The following is a 22,016-nucleotide window of genomic DNA, read 5'->3' as shown; positions in this document are numbered from 1 at the left end:
AGACCGACCGGAGGAGACCCTGAGCCTGGTACCTAGAGGACGTTACGGCCTTGGCGGCGAGCGCCAGTTGCACCTGCGCGATCTCGCCCAGGTGCTCTTCGCGCATTGGAAGGTCGTTGTATTCCTGACGGTGCTGGTGGTCTTCGCTACGTACTACGCCAGCAGTAAAGCGGTCCCGCGCTACCAGTCCTCGGCCACCGTCCAGGTCAATTCCAAGAAACAGGTCATGGCCCGGCTCGACGACATCGACGTCGAGGAGCTGGCCCTCAGGACCGACCCCGTGCTCTCCGAGGCGCTCGTCCTCTCTACCCAGTCGCTCGCGCTCTCCGTGGTGAACAACGTCGGCCTGCGGCTCCAGATCGACGACCCCGACGTGCGGCGCAACGACGTCCTGTACGACGTCCAGGTGGATTCCCTGGCCCGCCCCGACAGCTTCGCGCTCCGCATCCTCGGCCCGCGCGGCTACGAGGTGCGCGACTCCCGGCAGCAACTGGTGGCGTCCGGCGGCTTAGACACCCCGGCCGTCGGCCCCGGCTTCAGCTTCAAGGTGCGAGAGTACGAGGGAGAGCCCTACACCGTCCACTTCTCGATCTGGGCGCGCGTCTCCGCCGCCGACGCGGTGCGCGGCGGAGTCAGCTTCGCGGTCCAACCCAGCACCAACGTCGTCAACGTGACCTACACCGGCACAGATCCTTCGCTGGTGCCCGATGTCCTCAATGAGGCGCTGATTGCGCTCCAGAACTACGGGGCCGACCGCATTCGGGAGGTAGCCAGCCAGCGCCTCCGCTATATCAGCGAGCGGGTTGACGACGCGCGCGAGCGCTACCTCTCGGCCCTCACCGGAGTGCAGTCCTACAAGGAGTCGGAGCACACGACCGACTTCTCGGCCGAAGAGGTCGCGATCATCAACTCCATCCAGGGCTTCGACCACGAGAAGGAGCGACTGCGGGTCGACCTGTCGACGCTCCAGGGAATCATGGGGCCGGAGGCTCAGGTCACCCTCGAGACGCTGAATCGCCTCGCCTCGGTCACGGGCATCGCGAACAACGCCGCGATGACCTTCCAGATACAGAACCTCCTCAAGCTCTACGACGACCGCCGCACGCTGGTCGCGGGCTCGCTCGGCCTCAGGGAGAGCAACCCGCAGGTCCAGGCGATGGACCAGCGCATCACGCAGGCGGCGGCCGCGCTTCGCGAGGCAGCCCACGCCACGGTGCGCGGCATCCAGGCGAACATCGCGTCACTCGACCAGAACGTCGCCAACCTTCGGCAACGGCTGGGGACCTATCCCGGCAAGGAAACGCGTTTCGCGCAACTCACGCTCGAGGTCGAGCTCCAGAACGACACCTACAAGTACCTGCTCTCGCAGCTGGAAGCCGCGCGCATCTCCGCGGCCACGATCTCGCCCTACATCCAGATCGTGGAGACCGCGACTGTGGCCACGCGGATCGGCATCGGCACCCGCCAGAAGCTGATGATCGGGCTGCTCGTCGGGCTCTTCCTCGGGATCGTGGCCGCGTTCTTCCTCGAGTACCTGGACCAGACGATCAAGACCGCGGCGGACGTCGAGCGCGCGCTGGAGATACCGGTCCTCGGCCTGATCCCGCTCGAGACACGCTCGGCCGGTGGCCTCCGCAAGGACGGTCGACGCCGAGGCGCGATCCACCTGGTGTCGCTGGCCAGCCCCGACGATCCGTCCAGCGAGGCTTACCGGGCGCTCCGCACCAACGTCACCTTCGTGAATGCCGAACAGCGGGCGCTACAGCTCATCTGTGCCACCAGCCCGGGACCGGGCGAGGGAAAGAGCACGACCGCGGCGAACCTGGCGGTCACGCTCGCGCAGCAAGGCACCACGACGCTCCTGGTGGACGCGGACCTGCGCCGTCCCCAGATTCACCGCGCCTTCAACCTGGTGCAGGAGCCGGGGCTCACGGACGTGCTGGTCGGCAACGCGCAGCTGCGCGAGGCCATCAGGCCCAACGTGATCCCGAAGCTCGATATCCTGCCGGCCGGCACGCTGCCGCCGAACCCGTCGGAGCTGCTCGGCTCGGCGGCGATGCACCGCCTCCTGGAGCAACTGCGCACCCAGTATGACACGGTGATCTTCGACTTGCCGCCCACGCTCGCCGTGACCGACGCGGCCGTGCTCGGCGCCTCGGCCGACGCCGTCATCCTGGTCCTGCGCTCCGGCGAGACGGAGGAGGTCGCCGCCCAGCGCGCGCTCGGCCAGTTGCGCCGCGTCCAGGCCCGCGTCGCCGGCTCGGTCTTGAACGGCGTGCAGCAGACGCGCGACCAGTACTACAACTACTACTACCGCAAGGACCAGCCCACGGGCCGCGGGCCGCTGTCGGCCCTCCGCGAGCGGATCGCCCACCTCTTCTAGCACGGCGGGCGCCGGCGCTGAACCGGCGCCGATTCGGAGTTTCTCCACTGGTGCCGTTCCAACTATTCGGGCCAAGGACGTTCGCCGAGGATCAGCCCGAAAGACACGATCGCATGCCCATCGCCTCTATGACCGGGAATAGCGGGTTTTGTCACGGTCGCGGCGGCAATCGACCGGGTCGGCGAGCGGGCTCGCCGGGCAGGGCTATTTGCGGTTGCGCAACACTTTCCAGATGCCCCGCACGCCGCGGTGGACGTAGAGGGCGGGGAGCAGGGCGCTTCCGAAGGCGGCTCCGTCCAACCCGTAGGCCCGGAGCATGTAGCCTGGCGCGGGAAACGCGACTTCCTTCAACAGGCGGAGGCGATCGGTCCAGCGGGGCAATCCCCGGACATTCGACAGGAGCTCGTCGTTCCACCGCCGCTCAGGCTCCAGGTAGGAAGCCGATCGCTCGGCCTCACGCCCGGGCGCGGCAAGGGCGGCGATCACCTCGTCGGGCACGGGGGTGCCGAGCCGCGAGCGGGCGAGCGCCAACTGGTGCGCACAGATCGCGGCGACGCCCTTGCGCACTGCCAGCTCCGCGAGGCGGTCGAACTCGGCGCGCGAGAGCCGTGCAGCGAGCAGGTGGATGTCGTAGATCCAGACGAGCCGCTCGACGTTTCGGTGGTGCATCACCGGATGAACGCAGGCCAGGAGCAGCGCGTGGACGGCTCCGGCGGTGCGCGCGTGGGCGCCGAGCGCGGGGACGGGCGTCGCGTCACCTGAGAGCTCGTCATAGCTGAGGAGATCGGCGAAGGCGGACTGGGTGCTGATCTTCCAGTGGAAATCGAAGGCGTGACCGACGCCGAACGCGTCCTCTTTTCCAAGCTCAAACTGGCAAAACAGGAACTCGCCGTCGCAGTAGTTCGTGGCCGAGTAGCCGATCCCAGTCATGACGCGGCGGACGGTATCGGTCTGCTCCCGCGATATCAGAAGGTCGGTGTCGCTGCGGGGCCGGAGGCTCGGGGCCTCGTAGACCGTGTACGCGAGCGGCGTGCCCTTCAGCAGGATCGGGTGGATATCTCGCGCCGCGAGGGCGTCGAGCACCGTGACCAGTTCTCTGCGACGGAGGAGCTCCCGCGTCGCTCCCGCTCGGGCTTCGCGCGTCAGGCTGTCGCGGAGGCTCTGCGGCCAGCCGATTTCCGGTAGGTTGCCCAGCTGATGATGCACCAGGCCGGTGAGATCTTCCTCGGCACAGACCGCGAGCAGATCGGCCGGTTCCACGCCGAGCGAGCGCCAGGAGACCCGTTCGCCGCGGAGCACCGCCGCGAGACCGTCGGCCAGGTGTGCGGGCAGCACCGCGGTCATGAGGGGTCTGGCGTGGCGGGAGAAGCTGGCGGCGCGGTCGGGGTCAGAACCGTGTAGTCGGCCAGGTTCTGGACCTTCCCCACCACGACGCGGCCCTCACACTCGACCCAGGCATGGGCCTCGAGGGGTCTCGCGGCGTGGCTGGCGCGCTCATGGACGCCGATGCGCAGATCGGCGCGATATCCCCGGCGGTGCAGCAGGGCGTGTGCGGTGAGACTCTGAACCAGGCAGGTCATTCCCGGAAGCCTGCGCGCGACGGCGGTGACCGCCCAGGAGACGCGATTGGGGAACTCGCGGGGCGGTTCCCGCCCCGAAGGGTGGGCCCGGTCCAGCACTCGCCGGAGCTTCGGGTAGGGAAGGAGCCAGAGCCCGATCCGGGTGAGCACGAGCAGCAGCCCCGCTTCCGCGAGGAGGCGGCGGTCGGCGGCGCTCAGGGTGCGAAGCTTACGCCACAGCGCCATCACCGCTCTCCCGGACCTCGATCAGGGCGCGCGCGGCCAGATCCTGGAGCAGTGCCCGCACGTCCCGCCCGCAGCGGGCCGGCTCGACGTCGTATTCCGCGACCAGCGTCTCGCGGATGGCGGAGACCGTGACGGGTCGTTGCAAGAGGCTCCAGACGCGCGCGCCGACGTCCTCCATCCCGTAGTACACGCCGTCCCGCAGGTTGAGGATCACCAGCTCGGCGCCGAATTCGCTGGCGAGCAGGTCCCCGGCCGCGACGACGGTGGCCGAGTCCGGAATGTTGCGGGCAGTCATAGAGGCTCTTGGCTCGCGCGTCGGAGTATCTGTTATAATGTAATCTATGAGCGGAATCGTCGGAGTGTTCAACCTCGATGCGCGGCCGGCGGAGGATGCGCTGCTGGCCCGCATGAGTGCCGCGCTCCGCCACCGCGGGCCCGACGGCGAGGGCCGGCGGGTGGCCGGCCCGGCTGGCTTCGCGTGGCAGCACCTGTGGGTGACCCCCGAGGAGACCGGCGAGGTCCAGCCGCCCGTGGGTCGCAGCGGCGCCATGCTGGTCATGGACGGCCGGCTCGACAATCGCGACGAGCTGCTTGGCGCGCTGCGACTGCCCCCGACGGTCAGCGACGCCGCGTGCGTGCTCGCGGCGTACGAGGCTTGGGGGGAGCGGTTCCCCGGACGCTTGAACGGCGATTTCGCGCTGGCGGTCTTCGACGAGCGACAGCGACGCCTGCTACTGGTGCGCGACCCGATCGGAGTTCGCCCCCTCTACTACTTCCGCAGCGACCGGCTGGGTGCGTTCGCCTCCGAAATCAAGGCGTTGCTGGCGCACCCGGAGATACCGGCGCGTCCCGACGACGAGGGCCTCGCCGACTACCTGCTCCTGGCTTCGCGGCCGGTCGATCGCCAGGACATCACCTGCTTCACGGGCATCTCCGCGGTCGTGCCGGCGCATCTCGTCGTAGTGACGCCCGAACGGTTGATGGCCCGGCGGTACTGGGATTTCGACCGGGGCCGCACGCTCCGCCTGAACTCGTTCGGCGAATACGCCGAAGCATTCCGCGAGCGGTTCGCGGAAGCGGTGCGGCGTCGGACGCGTGCCGTTCACCCGGTGGCCGTTTCGGTGAGCGGGGGCCTGGATTCATCCTCCATCTTCTGCCAGGCGGAAACCCTTCGGCGCGCTGGACGGGCCGCGGCTCCCGGCGTGATCGGGATATCCTACGTGGGCGCCGAGGGCACCGCGGCCGACGAGCAGCGTTTTCTGCGTGAGATCGAGCAGGCGTACGGCGTATCGGTCGGGCGAATTCCCATCGAGCCTCTGCTCGGTGTGGTCCGGGGCGCCGAGGACCAGGTGCGGGCCATCGAGGCGCCCTTTATGGACTACTTCTGGGGAGTGACCCGCGAAGTACATGTTCGGGCCCGAGAGGCCGGCGCGCGGGTGCTGCTCTCGGGGCACTGGGGCGACCAGATGCTGTTTTCGGCCGCGTATCTGGCGGATCTCTTCCGGCGGCTGGATTTCGGACAGATCCAGCGACACACCCGGACCTACCAGCGGTTCTTCGGGCCGGAAGAGACGCTGGTGCTCAGGCGGCGGCTCGTGCTCGATGTCGCCCGGCACTATGTCCCGCGTGCGGCGGCCCCGCTGTTCAAGTGGCTGCGCCGAATGATCTCCCGCCCGGAGCGACCCAGGCCGTGGTTCTCGGATTCCTTCCGCCGCCGGGCGCTCAGGTTCGCAAACCGCCCCGTGTGGTTCGGAGACGGCTTCCACTCCGTCCACGCGAGATCGCTGTATCTGGAAGCCCGGTCCAAGTATCACGTGCACTGCATGGAGTGGAACAACAAGATCGCCGCGCTGCACGGGCTGGACGCGGCCTTCCCGTTCCTGGATCGTGACCTCATCGCGTTCCTCATGGCTGCGCCGGGAGAAATCCAGAACCGGGACGGCGTTCCCCGGGCGCTGCTGCGGGAAGCGATGGGGGGCATCCTCCCCGAGCCGCTGCGCGCTCGAACGTGGAAGGCAGACTTCACGGCCGCCGCGAACAGTGGGATTGGCCGGGACCTGGGGCAGGTCTGCGCTCGGCTGTCGCAAGGCTCGTTGGCGGCTCGCCTGGGGTACCTTGACGAGCGTCGGCTGGCGGCCGCGCTTCCCGGCCTCGCCGCGGAGCTCGAGGGTCCGGACTGCCTCGGCACCTGGGATCTCACCGATCTGTTTGCCTTGGAAGTGTGGCTTGAGGTATTCTTGGGCGGGGAGCGCGCAATTCCGGCCCGGCCCCCAACCCCTCTCTCGGAGAGCACTGTATGAACAAGGGGAAGAAAGGCCAGTCCCAGCGGAGCACCGGGAAAAAGAAGCCGTATCGTTCACCGGAACTTACCGTGCATGGCGACATCAGCGCGCTGACAAGAGTTAAGGGCGGCAGCGCGGCCGACGGTGGTGGTGGGAAGCCGAAGACCAAGGCCAGCGGCACTAACGCTTGAGGTCGACAGCGCATTATCGGCTCTACGGGCTCTCGCTCGTGAGCCCTCTCGTCCTCCCGTGCCCTCGGGTTCAGCGGGCGCGGCGACCGGATGTGAGGCTCCGGGTCGGGGAACCGGCCCGCTTCGAGGGAATTGCTCGGCGGGAAACCACCGACCGGCCGAGCCGCGACTGGTTCTACTGCCGCCGTCTCCGCACCGGTTCGACGTACCTGCGGTGGACCGGGCTGTTCGAGTTCCTGGTCTCGGCGGACGGCCGCGACATCAGGTACCATCAGCTTAAGCGAGCCACCCCGGAATCCTTCAGCACGTACCTCCTCGGCCAGGTGCTGTCGTTCTCGCTGCTCCTATTCGGCGTGGAGCCGCTGCACGGGACGGTCGTCGTCATCGACGGAGAGGCGATCGCGTTTCTCGGGAACTGCGGGTACGGGAAATCCACCCTGGGAGCGGCGTTCCTGCGCCTGGGGTTCCCGATCCTCACCGACGATCTGATGGCGCTCGAGCCGACGGCCTCGGGCTATGCGGTCCACCCGGGGATGCCCCGGCTCAAGCTCTTCCCGAGCGTCTCGCGACGAGTGCTGGGCGTTGAGCGGGGCGGGACACCGTTGAACAACGGCACGTCCAAGCAGATTTTCCCCCTCGCCGCCGGGCAGCTGTCCCGTCGCCGGGCGCCGCTCCGGGCGCTCTACGTCCTCTCCGAGCCGACGCCCGCGGGTCGCCGCCCGGCAGCGCGCATTGAGCTGGAACGGCTCTCTGCCCGCGACGCGTTTCTCGAGGTGATCCGGAATTCGTTCAATACGATCGTGGTGGACCGGGACCGTCTCGCTAACCAGTTCGCGTTCGCCAGCCGGCTGGTGGCCGCGGTGCCGGTCAAGCGCCTGAGCTACCCTCGGAGCCTGTCCCTGCTCCCCGCCGTCTGCGAGGCCGTGCTGGCCGACCTTTCGTGATGAGACTGCCGCAGCGTCTGGCTTCCCGGTGGAAAGACGTTCGAGAGGTGATCACCTCGCTCCGGGGCTTCAAGCGGCCCGCGGCGACGGTCGCCGGCACTTCGCTGGCGCTCGTCCTGCTCGAAGGGGCCTCGGTCACGCTGCTCGTTCCCTTCCTCGAGTCCTTCGAGCGAGGATCGGAGCAGAGACTCCAGCTCATCGTCCTCGCGATCGGCGCGCTCGTCCTGCTCCGCGCCGCGGCTTGCTACCTGAACGGCGTCCTCTCGGCCCGGCTCCAGCTGCGCGTGCTCCTTCGTCTCCGGGAGTCACTGGCGGAGGCGTTCTACGCCTCCCGCTACGCGGACCTGGCCGTCCTCGGCGGGGGGAGGCTCGTGAACCTGTTCTCGATGCAGACCGAGCGGGTGGTCGCCGGGGTCTCCGCGCTCGTGGCGCTGCTGAACGCCGCGCTGCTGCTGGCGGTCTACGGCGGGGCCCTCGTGCTGCTGTCGTGGCGGCTGAGCCTGGCCGCGGCGGTCCTCGGAGCGATCGGCTTCGGTGTCATCGCCTACGCGGGCCGCCGGATTCGAGCCTACTCGGTGCTCATGGTGCGTGCGGAAGAGGACTCGAGCCGGCTGGTGCTCGACGATGCCGCTGGGCTCCACGTGATCCAGGCCTACGACGTCGGCCGGGAGCGGTTGGCGCTCCACCGCCGCACGAACCAGACGCTCTATCGCGAAGCGATGGGCCTGCACCGCTGGCGCAGCGCGGTGAAGCCCGCGACCGAAGTGCTCTACGCGGTGGTGCTCCTGGGCGCGCTGCTGGTGGCGCTCAACGTTTGGCAGGATCAACTGTTCGGGAATCTGCCGCTGGTCCTCGCCCTCGGGTTCGTGCTGCGCCGCCTCCAGGGTCAGTTCGGCGCCATCACCGAGGCGGCGTCGGCGCTGGCCGAGCAGGAGGGTGCGACGCTCAACGTCTTCGCCTTCCTGGGCGATCGCGCGTCGGGCGAGCGCGACGGGTCCGAAGCGGTGGATTCACCGGTGGAGCGGATCAGCGTGGAGCAGGTTGGGTTCCGGTATGCCGGGGGCGAGCCGGTGCTCCGGGGCCTGGATCTCGAGCTCCGGCGCGGTGAGGTGGTCGCGGTGGTGGGAGCCAGCGGGTCGGGCAAGAGCACGCTGGCGCAGCTGCTCGTCCGCCTGCGGGCCCCGCAGTCGGGCAGGATTCTGGTAGACGGTGTGCCGCTGGATCGCGTGGCGCGGGCGTCGCTCGCGCGGAACCTGGGCGTCGTGTTCGAGGACTGCTTCGTCTTCGACGAGCCGGTCGACTGGAACATCTCGCTGGGCCGTGACCTCCCGTCGCCCGCGGTCGCGAAGGCCGCGCAGACGGCCCGACTGGACGAGCTCATTCACTCCCTACCCGACGGCTACCGCACCCGCGTCGGACCGCGCGGCGGGAAGCTCTCGGCCGGCCAGAGGCAACGTCTCGCTCTGGCGCGGGCGATCGTGACGCGGCCTCAGATCCTCATTCTCGACGAAGCGACCAGCGCGCTCGACAGCCCCACCGAGCGGTCGGTCGCCGAAGGCTTGCGCTACGGGCGCCCGGACGGCATCACCCTGATCATCGCCCACCGGCTCAGCACCGTGCTCGCGGCCGACCGGATCGCCGTGCTCGACGGCGGCGGCATTGCGGCCGCCGGCCGGCATGCGGAACTGCTCGAGACCAGCGCGGTCTACCGCCGGCTAGTCGAGACGCAGCTGGTGGAGCGCGCCGCGGAGGGAGTGACACCATAGACGGATAGAGCGGATAGGGCGGATAGCGACAGCGGTGTCAGATGCAGGGTGCCGACGGCCGCCACCCGCTCGCGGTCCAGCGGCACCTCCCACAACTCCCCCCGCCACCACCGCCGGCTCTGGTCGCGATATCGCCGCGCCAGCGGGTTACCCGACTGTCCCGTGGTCGCGATCATCCGCCCGGCCTCCACGTCCGCCAGATCCACGACCTGCCGGAACGATGCCGCATGGGTGTTCACGAACGGCGGCGCGAAGGAACCGAAGTCGGCGACATCCACGGTGTAGAGCGACCCGGCGCGCGGCGCCGGCCCGAGGTTCAGGCCGAGCAGGCGGTTGAGAGGCCCGAAGCCGCCGAGGGCGTGTTGTGACACGGTGACGTGCGCGTCGCCCCATTTCACACCCTCGGCTACCGGCAGCGCTTCGCGCATCGCGCGGGCGGAAAGCGCCGCCAGGTCCTCGCGTTCGGGCGTCCTGATGTCGTCGAACCACGGGCTTCCGCCCGCGCGCAACCACCGGTGCAGTGGCCCCGAAGGCGCATAGCCACCGAGTTCGTCCTCGTACGTAAGGCGCTGGAGATCCCGGTACCAGACGTAGAAGAGCGTCGGCTCCGTCCGGTCGGATCCCATCGTGCCGTCCCACGCGCGCAGCCGCTCAGCCAGGTCCTGCCGGCCCGCGGTCGCCGCGGCGTCCGCGGCTAGGCGCCTGGCCCATCGCGCGAAGACGTCCACCGTGTCCAGCTGCATGCGTCCAACGTCCAGGGCGGTGAAAGGACCGCCCGGTACGAGCATCTCCCGGATTCGTGCCGCCCGGTAGCCGAGGTCCCAGTCCTGCGCCAGGAAGTGCGGGTACTCGGGGCCTATCACCCGGTTGTTCGCGGTGACGATGAAACCATCGGGCGGATTGAACGCGCGGGGCAGCTCGTCGAAGTCCAGGTACCGCTCCCACCTCCCCTCGTCGGTCCAGCCCGGTGTCGGGAGGAGACCGACCCCCGACCGCCGAACCGGCACCGCGCCGCTCGCGGTGTACCCGATGTTGCCGTCCACGTCGGCGTAGATCCAGTTCTGCTCGGGCGATTTGAACCCGGAGACGGCGGCGAGGAAGTCGGTCCACGAACCCGCGCGGTCCACGCCGATCAGCGCCGTGAGCTCGTCGCTCGGGTCCTGCCCGTTCCAGCGCATCGCGAGCACGGTCACGGGCGCGGCGCTGTCCGACGGCGCGTGGGTCCAGCCCGAGTCGGGCGCGGCCTCGTCCACGATCGGGCCGTGCGCCGTGCGCCGCAGCGTGAACGGGACCGCCTGACGACCGCGAACCCGGATCGAGTCCCGGACCACCTCCACCGGCGCCCACCCGTCAGGCGTGAGCACGCGAGAGGAGTCCGCCGAGAGCCGCTCGATCACGTAGTCCACGTCGTCCACCGACCCGTTGGTGAGCCCCCAGGCGATGCGCCGGTTGTGCCCGATGATCACGGCCGGCAGGCCGGGGATCGTGGCGCCGGCGACGTGCAGGCGAGGGCTCTCGATGACCGCGAGGTACCACAGCGAAGGCGCGCTGAGCCGGAGGTGCGGGTCGTTGGCCAGGATGGGCTTGCCCGAGCGCGAGCGCGACGATCCGATCACCCAGGAGTTCGACGCCCGCGTCATGGTCACCGCGTCGAGAACTTCCGCCGCCAACGGCGGTATCTCCGGGACCTCCCGCTCGGCGAGCAGGTGGCTCGGGAGCCACTGCCGTTCAACCGAATACTGCCGCCCGCCCACCGACTGCGCGTCTGCGCGTCTGCGCGTCTGCCGCCCGTCTTTCCACGTAGCAGTCCCCGGCGCCAGGATGACCGGCGCGCTGTCCGGGTACAGCGGGACCAGGTCGCGCGCCCGTTCCGGGCCCAGGCGCGCCGCCGCCCGCGCGAGGTTCAGCTCGAGCCGCGCGCTCACCAGGTCCCACGACATCACCCGTGCCACCTCGACCACCTGCTGCATCGTCCACGGCTCCGGGGCGAAGCGCAAGAGCTGGAACTCGAGAGGAAGTGGCCGCGTGTGGTGGGAGATCCACTGGTTCACGCCCGCCACGTAGGCTTCGGCGAGCGCCCGGGCCTCGGGCGCTATCGTGCCCAGGCTCGCGGCCGCGGCGCGCGGGATGTCGAGCGAGCGCAGGAACCGGTCGAGGCCGAGGGCGGCGGGTCCCAGCACTTCGGCCAGCCGCCCCTCGGCGGTGCGGCGGAGGGTCTCCATCTGCCACAGCCGATCGCGCGCGTGGAGGTATCCGAGCGCCTTCAGCGCGTCCGCGTCCGACGCTGCCGTGAGGTGCGGGATGCCGAGGCTGTCCCAGAGCACCTCGACCGGCGCGCAGAGCGCCGGCAACGACTCTTTGCCGTCCAGGGGAGGTATCGAGCGGAAGAGAACCAACGAGACCACCACGGCCACGACGACGAGGACCGCGGCGACTCCCGACAGCACCTTCAAGAGCACCCTCACTGCACTTCGATCAGCTGCTCGCGCTTGGTGCCCACGCCCACGTAGCGGATGGGGGCGCCTGCCAGCGCCTCGAGGCGGTCGAGGTAGGCGCGGGCCTCCCGGGGAAGGGCGGCGAGCGTGCGGGCCTCGCCGGTCGGCTGGCGCCAGCCGGGAAGGAGCTCATACACCGGTTCCACTTCCGCGAGCGCCGCGACGTTGTCAGGCAGGTCGTCCAGCGTTTCGCCGCCGAGCCGGTAGTGCGTGCAGACGGACAGCTGCTCGAACGAATCGAGGACGTCGAGCTTGGTCACCGCGAGCCCGGTGAGGCCGTTCACGCGCACCGAGTAGCGCACCACCATCGCGTCGAACCAGCCGCAGCGGCGCGGGCGCCCGGTAGTCGCGCCGTACTCGCCGCCCAGCGTGCGCAGCCTTTCGCCTTCGGTCACCTCCGCCTCGGTCGGGAGCGGGCCGTTGCCCACGCGCGTCGTGTACGCCTTGACGACGCCGAGCACGGCGTCGATCGCCGTGGGGCCGATGCCCGCGCCCACCGCGGCGCCGCCGGCGGTGGTGCTCGACGAGGTCACGAACGGGTAGGTGCCGTGGTCCACGTCGAGGAGAGCGCCTTGCGCGCCCTCGAGCAGGACGTTGCCGCCATCCCTCAGGGTGTCCGTCACGAGCCTGCCCGCGTCGGACACGAACGGCAGCAGCCGGGGCGCCATACCTGCCAGCATGGCGACGATCTCCGCCGCGTGGCAGCGCTTCACCGACCCCGCCAGCCCCAACAGGTCGTTGGCGCGCTGGACGCCGGCCTCCACCAGCTTGGCCACGATCTCGGGGTGCCGCAGGTCTCCGACGCGGACACCGCGCCGCCCGTACTTATCCTCGTACGCCGGACCGATGCCGCGGGCCGTAGTGCCGATCTTCTTGCTGCGCGCGCTCTCGGCGTCGAGCAGCTTGTGGTAAGGGAGAACCAGGTGGGCGCGGTCGCTGACCACCAACCGGCCCTCGACGGTCACGCCACGCCCGCGGAGCGCGTCGATCTCGTGAAACAGCGTTTCGGGATCGAGGACGACCCCGTTGCCGATCACGCACTTCGTCGCCTGATGCAGGATGCCGGAGGGGATCTGGTGCAGCACGAACTCGCCGTCGGGCGCGTCTACCGTGTGCCCCGCGTTGGCGCCTCCCTGATAGCGCACCACGAGATCGGCGTGCTCGGCCAGCGCGTCCACGACCTTGCCCTTGCCCTCGTCGCCCCACTGCGCCCCCACCACGACGAGGCAGCGCGTGCCCGCACCGAACATGATGCCGCCGTCCTCCTCAGGCCGCGACGCGCAGGACGCCGGCCTGGGCGAGGCATTCGGCCACCTTGGCCTGCTGCCGCGCGTCCAGGGCCGCGAGCGGCGGGCGCACCGGACCCGCCGGCAGGCCGACCAGATCCATGGCCGCCTTGATGCCGGCCGGTCCGAACGCGCCAACGATGTCGCGGGCGAGCGGCGTCAGCCGTTCCTGGCAGGCGCCAGCGGTCTCCCGGTCGCCAGCGCGGAACGCGGCGTACAGCGCGGCGCACGCCTCGGCGGCGAAGCACGCGACGGCCAGGATTCCGCCCGCCGCGCCCAGCTCGAGCGCCGGGTAGAAGAGCGACCCACTCCCCATCAGAGGGGCGAGCCGCGGCGCCGCGGCCCGAAAACCAGCGAGCACCTTGAGATCGCCGGACGAGTCCTTGAACGCCACGATCCGCTCGTGCTCGGCGACGGCGCGCAGCACGCTGTCCTGGAGCATCACGTGGGTGTACTTGGGGATGTTGTAAACGATGACCGGCACCGGGCTCGCGTCGGCCACCCGGACGTAATGCTCGGCCAGCGCCGCGGCCGCCAGCACCGAGCCGTAGTAGGAGGGCGGCCGTACCAGGGCTGCGTCCGCCCCGGCCGCCGCGACCTCGCGGCAGGCGCGGACCGTCGCCCGAGTGGACTCCGCGCCGGCGCCGGCGATAAGCCACTTGTCGTCGGGCACGACGTCCCGGAGCCACTCCACCAGCTTCACGCGCTCGTCGGCGTCGAGCAGCTCCCCTTCGCCGGTGGAGCCGGCGACCGCGATGCCGTCGAGCCCCTGCGCCAGCAGTGCGCGCGTCGCGTGCCGCAGCGCGACCGGTGCCACGTCGCCCGTCTCCGGGTCGAACGGAGTAGGTATGGGGGCGATGACCCCGTGCAGGCCCTGCGGCCTCACGGCGGGAGCATGCTCGAGAGATCGTCCGTGAAACCGATGGGCTTGTCCGGCTCGGTGGGCGCGGCGGGCGCCTTCATCTTGGGCGTGGACAGGCGCGAACTGCGCGCGAAGGTCTTCATCTGCAGCTCGAAGTCCGACGGATTGGAGGAGTTGGCGACCGCCGTATCGTAGTTGACGACATCCGCCTGGACGAGATCCATCAGGTGCTGGTCGAACGTCTGCATCCCGTATTGTTCGCGTCCTTCGGAGATGAACTCCTTGATCTCCGAGGTGCGGTTCGGGTCGAGGATCAGGTCGCGAATGGTAGCCGTCACCAGCATCACCTCGAGCGCCGCGCAACGCCCGTGGCCGTTCTTTTGCGGCAGCAGCCGCTGCGAGATCACCGCGTGCAGCGCGTCTGCCAGCCGCACCCGGACGATGGCCTGCTCCTCCGGCGGGAACATGGCGATGATCCGGGAGATGGTCGTGGTGGCATCGGGCGTGTGGAGCGTGGAGAGGAGGAGGTGACCCGTCTCCGAAGCCTTCATGGCCGTGTCGATGGTCTCCGGGTCGCGCATCTCCCCGATGAGGACCACGTCCGGGTCCTGCCGCAGCGCCGCGCGAAGCCCGGTGCGGAAACTCTCGGTGTCGGTGCCGATCTCCCGCTGCGTGAGGCTGGACGTCAGGTCGCGGTGCAGGAACTCGATCGGGTTCTCGAGCGTCACGATGTGCTTCTGCATCGTGCGGTTGATGTGGTTGATCATCGCCGCCATCGTGGAGCTCTTGCCGCTGCCGGTCACGCCGGTGACGAGTATCATCCCGCGTTCGGCCGCGGAGATGTGAGCGAGTACCGCCGGCAGGTGCAGCTGCTCGAACGTCGGCACCTCGAACGGGATCACCCGCATCACGACCATGAACGAGGAGCGCTGCTTCAGGATGTTGACGCGGAACCGGCCGATGCCCGGCGCACCCCAGGAGCAGTCGTAGTCCTGGATCTTGTCGATGCGCGCCCGGTCCTCCTCGTTGGGGATGAACCGCAAGGCGATGGCCTTGGTCTGCTCCGGCGTCAGCCGCTGCTTGGTCAACGGCACCAGCTTGCCGTCGATCCGCGCCCGGAAGACGTCCCCCGCCTTGATGTGCAGGTCGGAAGCGCCACGTTCGACCGCCGCCTGGATGATCTTCTCCATGAAGCCCCTTGAGGGTAAGCTGTAATCTACACGCCGGACGCCGTGGCGCCCAAATAAAGGAACCGGCGGTCTCCACGGGAGATTCCCATCTGGGGATAGACGAGCGACAGCGTTTCCTCAGCCAGCTTCCGGCACCGCTTGGCGCCCGCGTCCAGGATGTCCCACACGTCATCGGGCCTCTGCTTCAGCGCCAGCGCACGCTCCCGAATCGGCGCCAGCTCGGCGATCACGTGATCGGCCAGCACGCGCTTGCAGTCGAGACAGCCCCATCCAGCAGAGCGGCAGTTGCGCTCAACCTCCGCGACGACCTCCGGCGGAGAGAACGCGCGGTGCAGCTGGTAAACCACGGGACACCTCTCCGGCTCGCCGGCGTCCTTGCGAGTCTTACGAGCGGGATCGGTTATGGCTGGCCGCAGTTTCTCCCAGATCGCTTCCGGGGTGTCGAGCAGGCCGATGGTATTGCCCAAACTCTTGGACATCTTCGCACGAGCGTCAAGTCCGAGAATACGCTTGGTGCCGGTGAGCAGCGCAATCGGCTCCGGGAACCTGAAGGGATCGCCGAACCGCGCGTTCCAGCGCCGGGCGATCTCACGCGCGAGCTCAAGGTGCTGCACCTGGTCCTCGCCGACTGGCACCTGACCGGCCTGATACAGGAGAATGTCCGCAGCCTGAAGAATCGGGTAGCTGAGCAGCCCGGCGGGAATGCTTTCGAGTGACGCGGATTTTTCCTTGTACTGGGTCATCCGCTCGAGCTCCCCGACGGGCGTCACGGTGTTGAAGATCCACATGAGCTCCACATGCTGGGGCACCTGCGACTGCACGAACAGTGTGCACTTGGCCGGGTCGAGACCCGCGGCCAGCAGCCCGACTGCCATTTCAAGAGTGCGCTCGGGTAGGTTTGCGGGATCGTAGGGCTGCGTGATAGCGTGCAGGTCGACGATACTGAAGATGCACTCGAACTGGTCCTGAAGCTCGACCCAGTAGCGAACCGCGCCGAGGTAGTTGCCGATGTGTAGCTCGCCGGACGGCTGGATTCCGCTGAATACGCGTGACATGGGGGCAAGGTAAGGATGGCCCGGGGGCGTGGCAAGTGAAGCACGAAGCGGCCCAACTCTTGATGATGGCGCAACTTGCGGCCGATCAAGCCGCCGAGTTCCTGCGCGGGCAAGAGGGCCGCCTTGGCCCGGAACGGTGGTCGGAGAAAGGCCGGGCGGATTTCGTCACCGAAGTGGATCGGGAGGCGGAGCGACTCATCGCGGAGGCGCTGCTGGTGGCGGCACCGGACAGTCGGGTCGTCGGCGAGGAGTTGACGCCAAACTCCTTGCCCCGGGGGCTGGCGTGGATCGTGGACCCGCTCGACGGCACCACGAACTTCCTCCACCGTTTCCCCTACTACTCGGTCTCGATAGCCGCGGTGACGGACGGGGAGATCCAGGCCGGAGTGGTCCAGCACGTCCCGCCCGGGATCCGCTATCACGCCACTCGCGGCGGCGGGGCGTTCCAGAACGGCGCGCCCATCGCCGTTTCTTCCATCCAGGATCCGAAGCACGCGCTGATCGGCACGGGTTTCCCCTTCAAGTTCGCCGATCTGCTCCCTCGCTATCAGCGGCAGTTCGCAGCCATTCTCGCCCGCTCCGCCGGCGTTCGGCGCCCCGGGTCGGCGGCACTCGATCTCTGCGACGTGGCGGCGGGCCGGTTCGACGGCTTCTGGGAGCTGATGCTGGCGCCGTGGGACGTCGCGGCCGGGACGCTGATCGTGCGCGAGGCTGGCGGCCTGGTGACGGACCTGGGCGGCGACGACGCGGTGCTGCGCCACGGACCCGTCGTCGCGGGCAACCCCGCCATCCATCGCTGGCTCCTGGGTATCTTGCAGGCCGTCCCGGACGCCTGACACGGGTGCTCTGCACCCTAAACCCTACACCCTACACCCTTTCTCTTCATGACCCATCTCGTCGAATGCGTGCCCAACTTCAGCGAAGGCCGAGACGCCGCCACGCTCGCTGCCCTGCGTGCCGCACTCCTGTCCGTTTCCGGCGTCCGGCTGCTCGACGTCCAGGCGGACGCCGATCACAACCGGTCGGTGTTCACGTTCGTGGCGCCGCCGGACGCGGCTGTCGAGGCGGCGTTCCGCGCCGTGAAGACCGCGAGCGAGCGGATCGACCTCACCGTCCACCAAGGTGAACACCCGCGCATGGGCGCTACCGATGTCGTCCCGTTCGTGCCGCTCGGCGGGACGACCATGGACGACTGCATAGCGCTCGCGAGGCGGCTCGGCGAGCGGATAGGGGCGGAGCTGGGGATCCCCGTGTTCCTGTACGCCCGCGCCGCCACGAGGCCATCGCGAGAGCGGCTGCCGGACGTGAGGAAAGGTGAGTTCGAGGGCCTGCGCGAGGAGATAGGCACCAACCTCGAGAAGGATCCCGACTACGGGCCCAAGCGCATGCACCCCACCGCGGGCGCGACGGCTGTGGGCGCCCGGCCGTTCCTCGTTGCCTACAACGTCTACCTCGGGGGCGGCGACGAGGCGCTTGCCAAGGCGATCGCGAAGAAGGTGCGTGCCTCGAGCGGCGGGCTGCCCGCCGTCCAGGCCATGGGTATCACCGTGGGCGGAGAGCCGCAGGTCTCGATGAACCTGGTGGACCTCGACACGACCTCGATCCACGAAGCGTTCGACGCCGTGGCGGCGGCGGCACGCGAAGCCGGCGCCGACACCGGCTGGAGCGAGATCGTTGGGCTGGTGCCCGAACGCGCGGTGCACCAGGCGGTCGAGGCCCACCTGAAGCTGCGCGAGCCGGTCTCCGAGCACGTGCTGGAGGCGAAGGTGCGCTGGTCCGCCGGTCCGTCGCTCGGCGAATGGATGGACGCAGTCGCGTCCGCGAGCCCGACCCCTGGGGGCGGGACCGTTTCGGCCGTGGCCGGCGCGATGGCGGCTGGGCTCGTGGCCATGGTGGCGCGGCTCACCGTGGGCCGCAAGAAATACGCCGAGGTGGACGCCGAATTCCGCGGCATGATCGAGCGGGCCGAAGCGTTGCGCCTAGCCTTGATCCGGCTCGGCGACGAGGACTCCAAGGCCTTTGACGCGGTCAGCGCGGCTTACTCCATCCCCAAGGACCGCGACGCGGAGAGGCAGGCGGCGATCCAGGCCGCCCTGATGGGTGCTACCCTGGTGCCCCTCGAAACGCTTCGGGCGGCCCGGGAGGTAGCCGGTCTGGCCGCGCGGGCTGCGGAGGCCGGGAACCGTAATGCGGTATCCGACGCGGGCGTAGCGGCCATTCTGGCCCACGCCGCGGCACGCGGAGCGGCATTTAACATGCGTGTGAACGTGGTCGGAATGCCCGACCCATCCGAGGCCGCGCCCATGGCGGAAGAGGCGCAGCGGCTGGTCGGTGAGGTGGCGCGGGACGCGGAGCGGGCGGCCGCCATGGTCGAAGCGGTAGTCGGCGGGTAGGGATGAGCCCGAAGACGGAGGTCATCCGAACCTACCTGGAACTCAGCAGCCGCGCGGCTTTTCAGCCTGCCAAGCTCGAGGATCCCAAGGTCACCCTCGAGCGAGTGCCGCGTTGCAGCGTCGAGCAGTCAAAGACGCTGTACCGGGAGGTGGGGGAAGCATGCCACTGGTTAGACCGGCTGGTTTGGAGCGACGACGAGCTTGATGCGTACCTGACCCAGCCTGGATTCGGGGTGTGGCTGATGCGCTACGAAGGTAAGTTGGCCGGGTTCTTCGAGTTACGAACAGATGCGGACAAGTCCATTGAAATCGCGCTCTTCGGCCTTCTGAGCGAGTTCTTTGGCCGGGGACTTGGGAAGCACCTGTTGAGTTGCGCGGTAGAAACGGCGTGGGAGATCGGCACCTCGAGGGTCTGGCTGCACACGTGCACCCTCGACAGCCCGGCGGCTCTGCCGAACTACCTGGGTCGCGGCTTCGTCCCATACAAGAGGGAATCACATGCCGTCGAGTCCGCTTCCCCCTGACGTTGCCAATAGGATGAGGTCGGCGGTATTTCCCCGAGGCGCCCCCTGATCGGTCGGGGCGCCGCGATCAGCCCGCCGTGGTCAGGATCCTCGCCCCGTTCTCGGTGATGGCGACGGTGTGCTCGAAGTGGGCCGAGAGGGAGCCGTCCTGCGTCACGACGGTCCAGCGGTCGCCGAGGGTGCGCACTTCCGGGCCACCGACGTTGATCATGGGCTCGATGGCGATGGTCATGCCGGGGATGAGGCGGGCGCCGTGCTTGGGCCGGCCGAAGTTGGGCACCTGCGGCTCCTCGTGGAACTGCGCGCCGATCCCGTGGCCTACCAGCTCGCGAACCACCGAATAGCCGGCGCTCTCCGCCACGTGCTGCACCGCGAAGCCGATGTCGCCCACGTGCGCGCCCGCCCGCGCCGCTCCGATCCCCGCCGCCAAGGCCCGCCGCGTGGCTTCGAGGAGCGCGAGGATGGCCGGCGAGACCTCGCCGACGGTCGCGGTGATCGCGCTGTCGGCGTGCAGGCCGCCCACGCACACGCCGACGTCCACGCTGACGATGTCGCCATCGACCAGGACGCGCCTCTTGGCGGGGATGCCGTGGACGACTTCGGCGTTGATGGAGGTGCAGAGGGTCGCGGGGAACCCGTACAGGCCCTTGAACGACGGCGTCGCCCCGGCGTGCGAGCGGATGAACTCCTCCGCGATGCGGTCGAGCTCCCAGGTAGAGGAGCCGGGGACGGCACGCGACCGGACCAGGTCCAGCACGCCGGCCACGATCCGGCCCGCGCGCGCCATCGTCTCGATCTCCCGCGCCGACTTCACCGTGATCACTACCTCACAGCCTCCCTCATGCGTCCCTGGATCTCGTCTACGCCGCCGCTCCCCGCCACCCGGTGAACCACGCCCTGGCCATCGTAATATGCGATGAGAGGCGCCGTCTGCGCGTGATACACCTTGAGGCGCTGCCGGATGGATTGGAGGTTGTCGTCGCTGCGGCCTTCCTTGGCCGCCCGCCCCAGGAGCCGCTGCACCAGCTCTTCCTCATCTACCTCGAGCAGTGCCACTCGGTCAACCTTGGCGTGCTTCACCGCCAGCATCCGGTCCACGGCCTCGGCCTGCGGGATGGTGCGGGGGAAGCCGTCCATCAGGACGCCCTTCGCCGCCGCCGGCGAGTCGAGGATCTCCTGGATCAGCCCGAATATCACTTCGTCGGGGACGAGCAGGCCCTGGTCATAGTACCCCTTGGCCTTCACTCCCAGCGGAGTGCCCTGTTTCATCGCGGCGCGGATCAGGTCGCCGGTGGACACCTGCGGAACGCCAAGGTGTTCGGCGAGGAGTTTGCCCTGCGTGCCTTTGCCGGAGCCGGGGGCTCCGAGGATCATTGCGTACATGGCGGCCCTCTTGGGTGGGGCGACTACGACAGATAGGGGAGATAGGAGAGAAAGGGGAGTTAGGGAAGAAGGGGGAGAAAGGGCTCACCCTCACTCCCCTCTCTCCCCTCACTCCCCACACTCCCATAACTCCCCTATCCGTCTCACATGAACCTCTGCTTCCCACGGAACCGGACCCTGCCCTGCTTCATGAACCCGTCGTACTGCCGCAGGATCATATGTTGCTGCATCTGCTGCACGGTGTCCAGCGCCACGCCGACCACGATGAGGAGACCCGTCCCGCCGAAGGCGAACGGCACTCCGAACCGGTCCAGCAGGACGATGGGAAGGATCGCGATGGTCGCCAGGAAGAGCGACCCCGGTAGCGTGATCCGGGAGAGCACGTGATCGATGTACTCGGCGGTACGCGAGCCGGGTTTCACGCCGGGGATGAACCCGCCCTGCTTCTTGAGGTTCTCCGACAAATCCACCGGGTTGAAGATGATCGCCGTGTAGAAGAACGTGAAAAAGACGATCAGCGCGGTGTAGGCCACGTAGTAGACCCACGAGGTCGGCTGGAACAGCTCCGAGAGGTCCCGCAGGAAGCCGATGCTGGAGAACTGGACCATCGTGCCGGGCACGATGATGATTGACTGAGCGAAGACGATCGGCATCACGCCCGCGGAGTTGATGCGGAGCGGGATGAACGACTTCTGGCCTTCGCGGATGCGGCCGCGCCCCATCACCTTGCGCGGGATCTGGATGGGGATGCGCCGGGCCGCGACGGTGATGGCCACGGTGAACCACACCACCAGGACCATGGCCACCAGGAGCGCCAGCAGGCCGGGGAACGTCAGCGCGCCGACCTTGAGCGACTCGATGGTCCGCAGGGTGGCGGGCAGCGCCTGCTCGATGATCGAGAAGAAGATCAGCAGGCTCATCCCGTTGCCGATCCCTCGCTCGGTGATCTGCTCACCGAGCCACATGATGAATACGCCGCCCACGGTCATCGTGAACGCGGTGGCGATGCGGAAGCCCAAGCCCGGGTGCGGCACGGCGCCCTGAAGGGACTCGAGGAAGAGCGTGATGCCGTAGGCCTGCGCCGCCGCGAGTCCGATGGTCAGGTAGCGCGTCCACTGAGTGATCTTCTTCCGGCCTTCCTCGTCCTTCTGGAGGCGCTCGATCGTGGGGAAGACCGCGCCCATGATCTGGAAGAAGATGCTCGCCGAGATGTACGGCATGATGCCGAGGGCGAACACCGTGGCCTTGGAGAGGGCGCCGCCGACGAACAGGTTGTAGACGCCGAACAGCGACTGGCTTCCCTGGTTCCGGAAGAAATCGATCGTGGCCTGCGCGTCCACCCCCGGCACGGTGATGTGGGCGCCGATGCGGTAGAGCAGCAGGCACAGCAGGGTGAAGAGGAGCTTTTCCTTCAGCTCCGGGATCTTGAAGGGGTTCGGCAGCTGCGGCGCGGTCAC

19 protein-coding genes are annotated in these 22,016 nt (G+C 68.8%); 8 read left to right on the top strand and 11 right to left on the bottom strand.

Annotated elements, in window-relative coordinates; all coding sequences use genetic code 11:
* A partial coding sequence (locus Q8Q85_07945) for a polysaccharide biosynthesis tyrosine autokinase (protein ID MDP3774185.1) occupies nucleotides 1-2,383 on the top strand: 2,383 nt, incomplete at its 5' end.
* A 204-nt stretch (nucleotides 2,384-2,587) separates the two neighbouring features.
* Here Q8Q85_07945 and Q8Q85_07940 read toward each other — a convergent pair.
* Genes Q8Q85_07940 through Q8Q85_07930 form a run of 3 tightly spaced genes read right to left on the bottom strand, consistent with a single transcriptional unit; the run spans nucleotide 2,588 to nucleotide 4,483 of the window.
* Nucleotides 2,588-3,727, bottom strand: a complete 1,140-nt coding sequence (locus Q8Q85_07940) for a nucleotidyltransferase family protein (GenBank protein ID MDP3774184.1) — start codon at nucleotides 3,725-3,727, stop codon at nucleotides 2,588-2,590.
* Nucleotides 3,724-4,188, bottom strand: a complete 465-nt coding sequence (locus Q8Q85_07935; protein ID MDP3774183.1) for a lasso peptide biosynthesis B2 protein — start codon at nucleotides 4,186-4,188, stop codon at nucleotides 3,724-3,726. Before Q8Q85_07935 ends, Q8Q85_07940 begins: the two co-directional genes overlap by 4 nt.
* Entirely contained in the window at nucleotides 4,172-4,483 is a 312-nt protein-coding gene (locus Q8Q85_07930; protein ID MDP3774182.1) for a PqqD family protein, read from the bottom strand. Before Q8Q85_07930 ends, Q8Q85_07935 begins: the two co-directional genes overlap by 17 nt.
* Nucleotides 4,484-4,529: 46 nt before the next feature.
* Between Q8Q85_07930 and Q8Q85_07925 the strand changes: the two genes are divergently transcribed.
* The 4 genes from Q8Q85_07925 to Q8Q85_07910 all read left to right on the top strand — a co-directional run bounded on the left by Q8Q85_07925 (nucleotide 4,530) and on the right by Q8Q85_07910 (nucleotide 9,371).
* On the top strand, nucleotides 4,530-6,488 hold the full coding sequence (locus Q8Q85_07925) for an asparagine synthase-related protein (GenBank protein MDP3774181.1): 1,959 nt from the start codon (nucleotides 4,530-4,532) through the stop codon (nucleotides 6,486-6,488).
* Nucleotides 6,485-6,661, top strand: coding sequence for a lasso RiPP family leader peptide-containing protein (locus tag Q8Q85_07920; GenBank protein ID MDP3774180.1), 177 nt, complete (start codon nucleotides 6,485-6,487; stop codon nucleotides 6,659-6,661). The genes Q8Q85_07925 and Q8Q85_07920 overlap by 4 nt, the downstream gene beginning before the upstream one ends.
* 92 nt (nucleotides 6,662-6,753) lie before the next feature.
* Complete coding sequence (locus Q8Q85_07915) at nucleotides 6,754-7,605, top strand: hypothetical protein (protein ID MDP3774179.1); 852 nt, start codon at nucleotides 6,754-6,756, stop codon at nucleotides 7,603-7,605.
* 47 nt (nucleotides 7,606-7,652) lie between these two features.
* Nucleotides 7,653-9,371, top strand: coding sequence for an ABC transporter ATP-binding protein (locus Q8Q85_07910; protein MDP3774178.1), 1,719 nt, complete (start codon nucleotides 7,653-7,655; stop codon nucleotides 9,369-9,371).
* Here Q8Q85_07910 and Q8Q85_07905 read toward each other — a convergent pair.
* From Q8Q85_07905 to trpS, 5 genes are read right to left on the bottom strand one after another with little or no spacing between them, the layout of a single operon-like run.
* Nucleotides 9,311-11,836, bottom strand: a complete 2,526-nt coding sequence (locus Q8Q85_07905) for a penicillin acylase family protein (protein MDP3774177.1) — start codon at nucleotides 11,834-11,836, stop codon at nucleotides 9,311-9,313. The two genes, Q8Q85_07910 and Q8Q85_07905, sit on opposite strands and share 61 nt — an antisense overlap.
* Nucleotides 11,833-13,116, bottom strand: coding sequence for an adenylosuccinate synthase (locus tag Q8Q85_07900; GenBank protein MDP3774176.1), 1,284 nt, complete (start codon nucleotides 13,114-13,116; stop codon nucleotides 11,833-11,835). Before Q8Q85_07900 ends, Q8Q85_07905 begins: the two co-directional genes overlap by 4 nt.
* Before the next feature lie 16 nt (nucleotides 13,117-13,132).
* On the bottom strand, nucleotides 13,133-14,038 hold the full coding sequence (locus Q8Q85_07895) for a dihydrodipicolinate synthase family protein (protein MDP3774175.1): 906 nt from the start codon (nucleotides 14,036-14,038) through the stop codon (nucleotides 13,133-13,135).
* Nucleotides 14,035-15,204 (bottom strand): PilT/PilU family type 4a pilus ATPase, encoded by a 1,170-nt coding sequence (locus Q8Q85_07890; protein ID MDP3774174.1) that lies wholly within the window; start codon nucleotides 15,202-15,204, stop codon nucleotides 14,035-14,037. Before Q8Q85_07890 ends, Q8Q85_07895 begins: the two co-directional genes overlap by 4 nt.
* Before the next feature lie 26 nt (nucleotides 15,205-15,230).
* Nucleotides 15,231-16,259, bottom strand: coding sequence for a tryptophan--tRNA ligase (trpS, locus tag Q8Q85_07885; protein MDP3774173.1), 1,029 nt, complete (start codon nucleotides 16,257-16,259; stop codon nucleotides 15,231-15,233).
* Nucleotides 16,260-16,294: 35 nt separating this feature from the next.
* Here trpS and Q8Q85_07880 point away from each other — a divergent pair, with 35 nt between their 5' ends.
* The 3 genes from Q8Q85_07880 to Q8Q85_07870 are packed head-to-tail and all read left to right on the top strand — an operon-like array spanning nucleotide 16,295 to nucleotide 19,176.
* Nucleotides 16,295-17,095 carry an inositol monophosphatase family protein gene (locus Q8Q85_07880; GenBank protein MDP3774172.1) on the top strand — a complete coding sequence of 267 codons (801 nt, stop codon included), beginning with the start codon at nucleotides 16,295-16,297 and terminating at the stop codon, nucleotides 17,093-17,095.
* 48 nt (nucleotides 17,096-17,143) lie between these two features.
* Nucleotides 17,144-18,652: a glutamate formimidoyltransferase gene (ftcD, locus tag Q8Q85_07875; GenBank protein ID MDP3774171.1), complete on the top strand. Its 1,509-nt coding sequence runs from the start codon at nucleotides 17,144-17,146 to the stop codon at nucleotides 18,650-18,652.
* A gap of 2 nt (nucleotides 18,653-18,654) precedes the next feature.
* A complete protein-coding gene (locus Q8Q85_07870) occupies nucleotides 18,655-19,176 on the top strand; it encodes a GNAT family N-acetyltransferase (protein MDP3774170.1) in 522 nt (173 codons plus the stop codon).
* Nucleotides 19,177-19,243: 67 nt separating this feature from the next.
* Here the strand turns inward: Q8Q85_07870 and map are convergent, their stop codons facing one another.
* The 3 genes from map to secY form a co-directional block, all read right to left on the bottom strand.
* Complete coding sequence (gene map / locus Q8Q85_07865) at nucleotides 19,244-19,999, bottom strand: type I methionyl aminopeptidase (GenBank protein MDP3774169.1); 756 nt, start codon at nucleotides 19,997-19,999, stop codon at nucleotides 19,244-19,246.
* Complete coding sequence (locus Q8Q85_07860; protein MDP3774168.1) at nucleotides 19,999-20,559, bottom strand: adenylate kinase; 561 nt, start codon at nucleotides 20,557-20,559, stop codon at nucleotides 19,999-20,001. Before Q8Q85_07860 ends, map begins: the two co-directional genes overlap by 1 nt.
* A 143-nt stretch (nucleotides 20,560-20,702) precedes the next feature.
* Complete coding sequence (secY, locus tag Q8Q85_07855; GenBank protein MDP3774167.1) at nucleotides 20,703-22,016, bottom strand: preprotein translocase subunit SecY; 1,314 nt, start codon at nucleotides 22,014-22,016, stop codon at nucleotides 20,703-20,705.

The sequence above is a fragment of the Gemmatimonadales bacterium genome, assembly GCA_030697825.1.
Taxonomy (GTDB): Bacteria; Gemmatimonadota; Gemmatimonadetes; order Gemmatimonadales; family JACORV01; genus JACORV01.
This window is presented reverse-complemented; position numbering and strand designations above follow the sequence as displayed.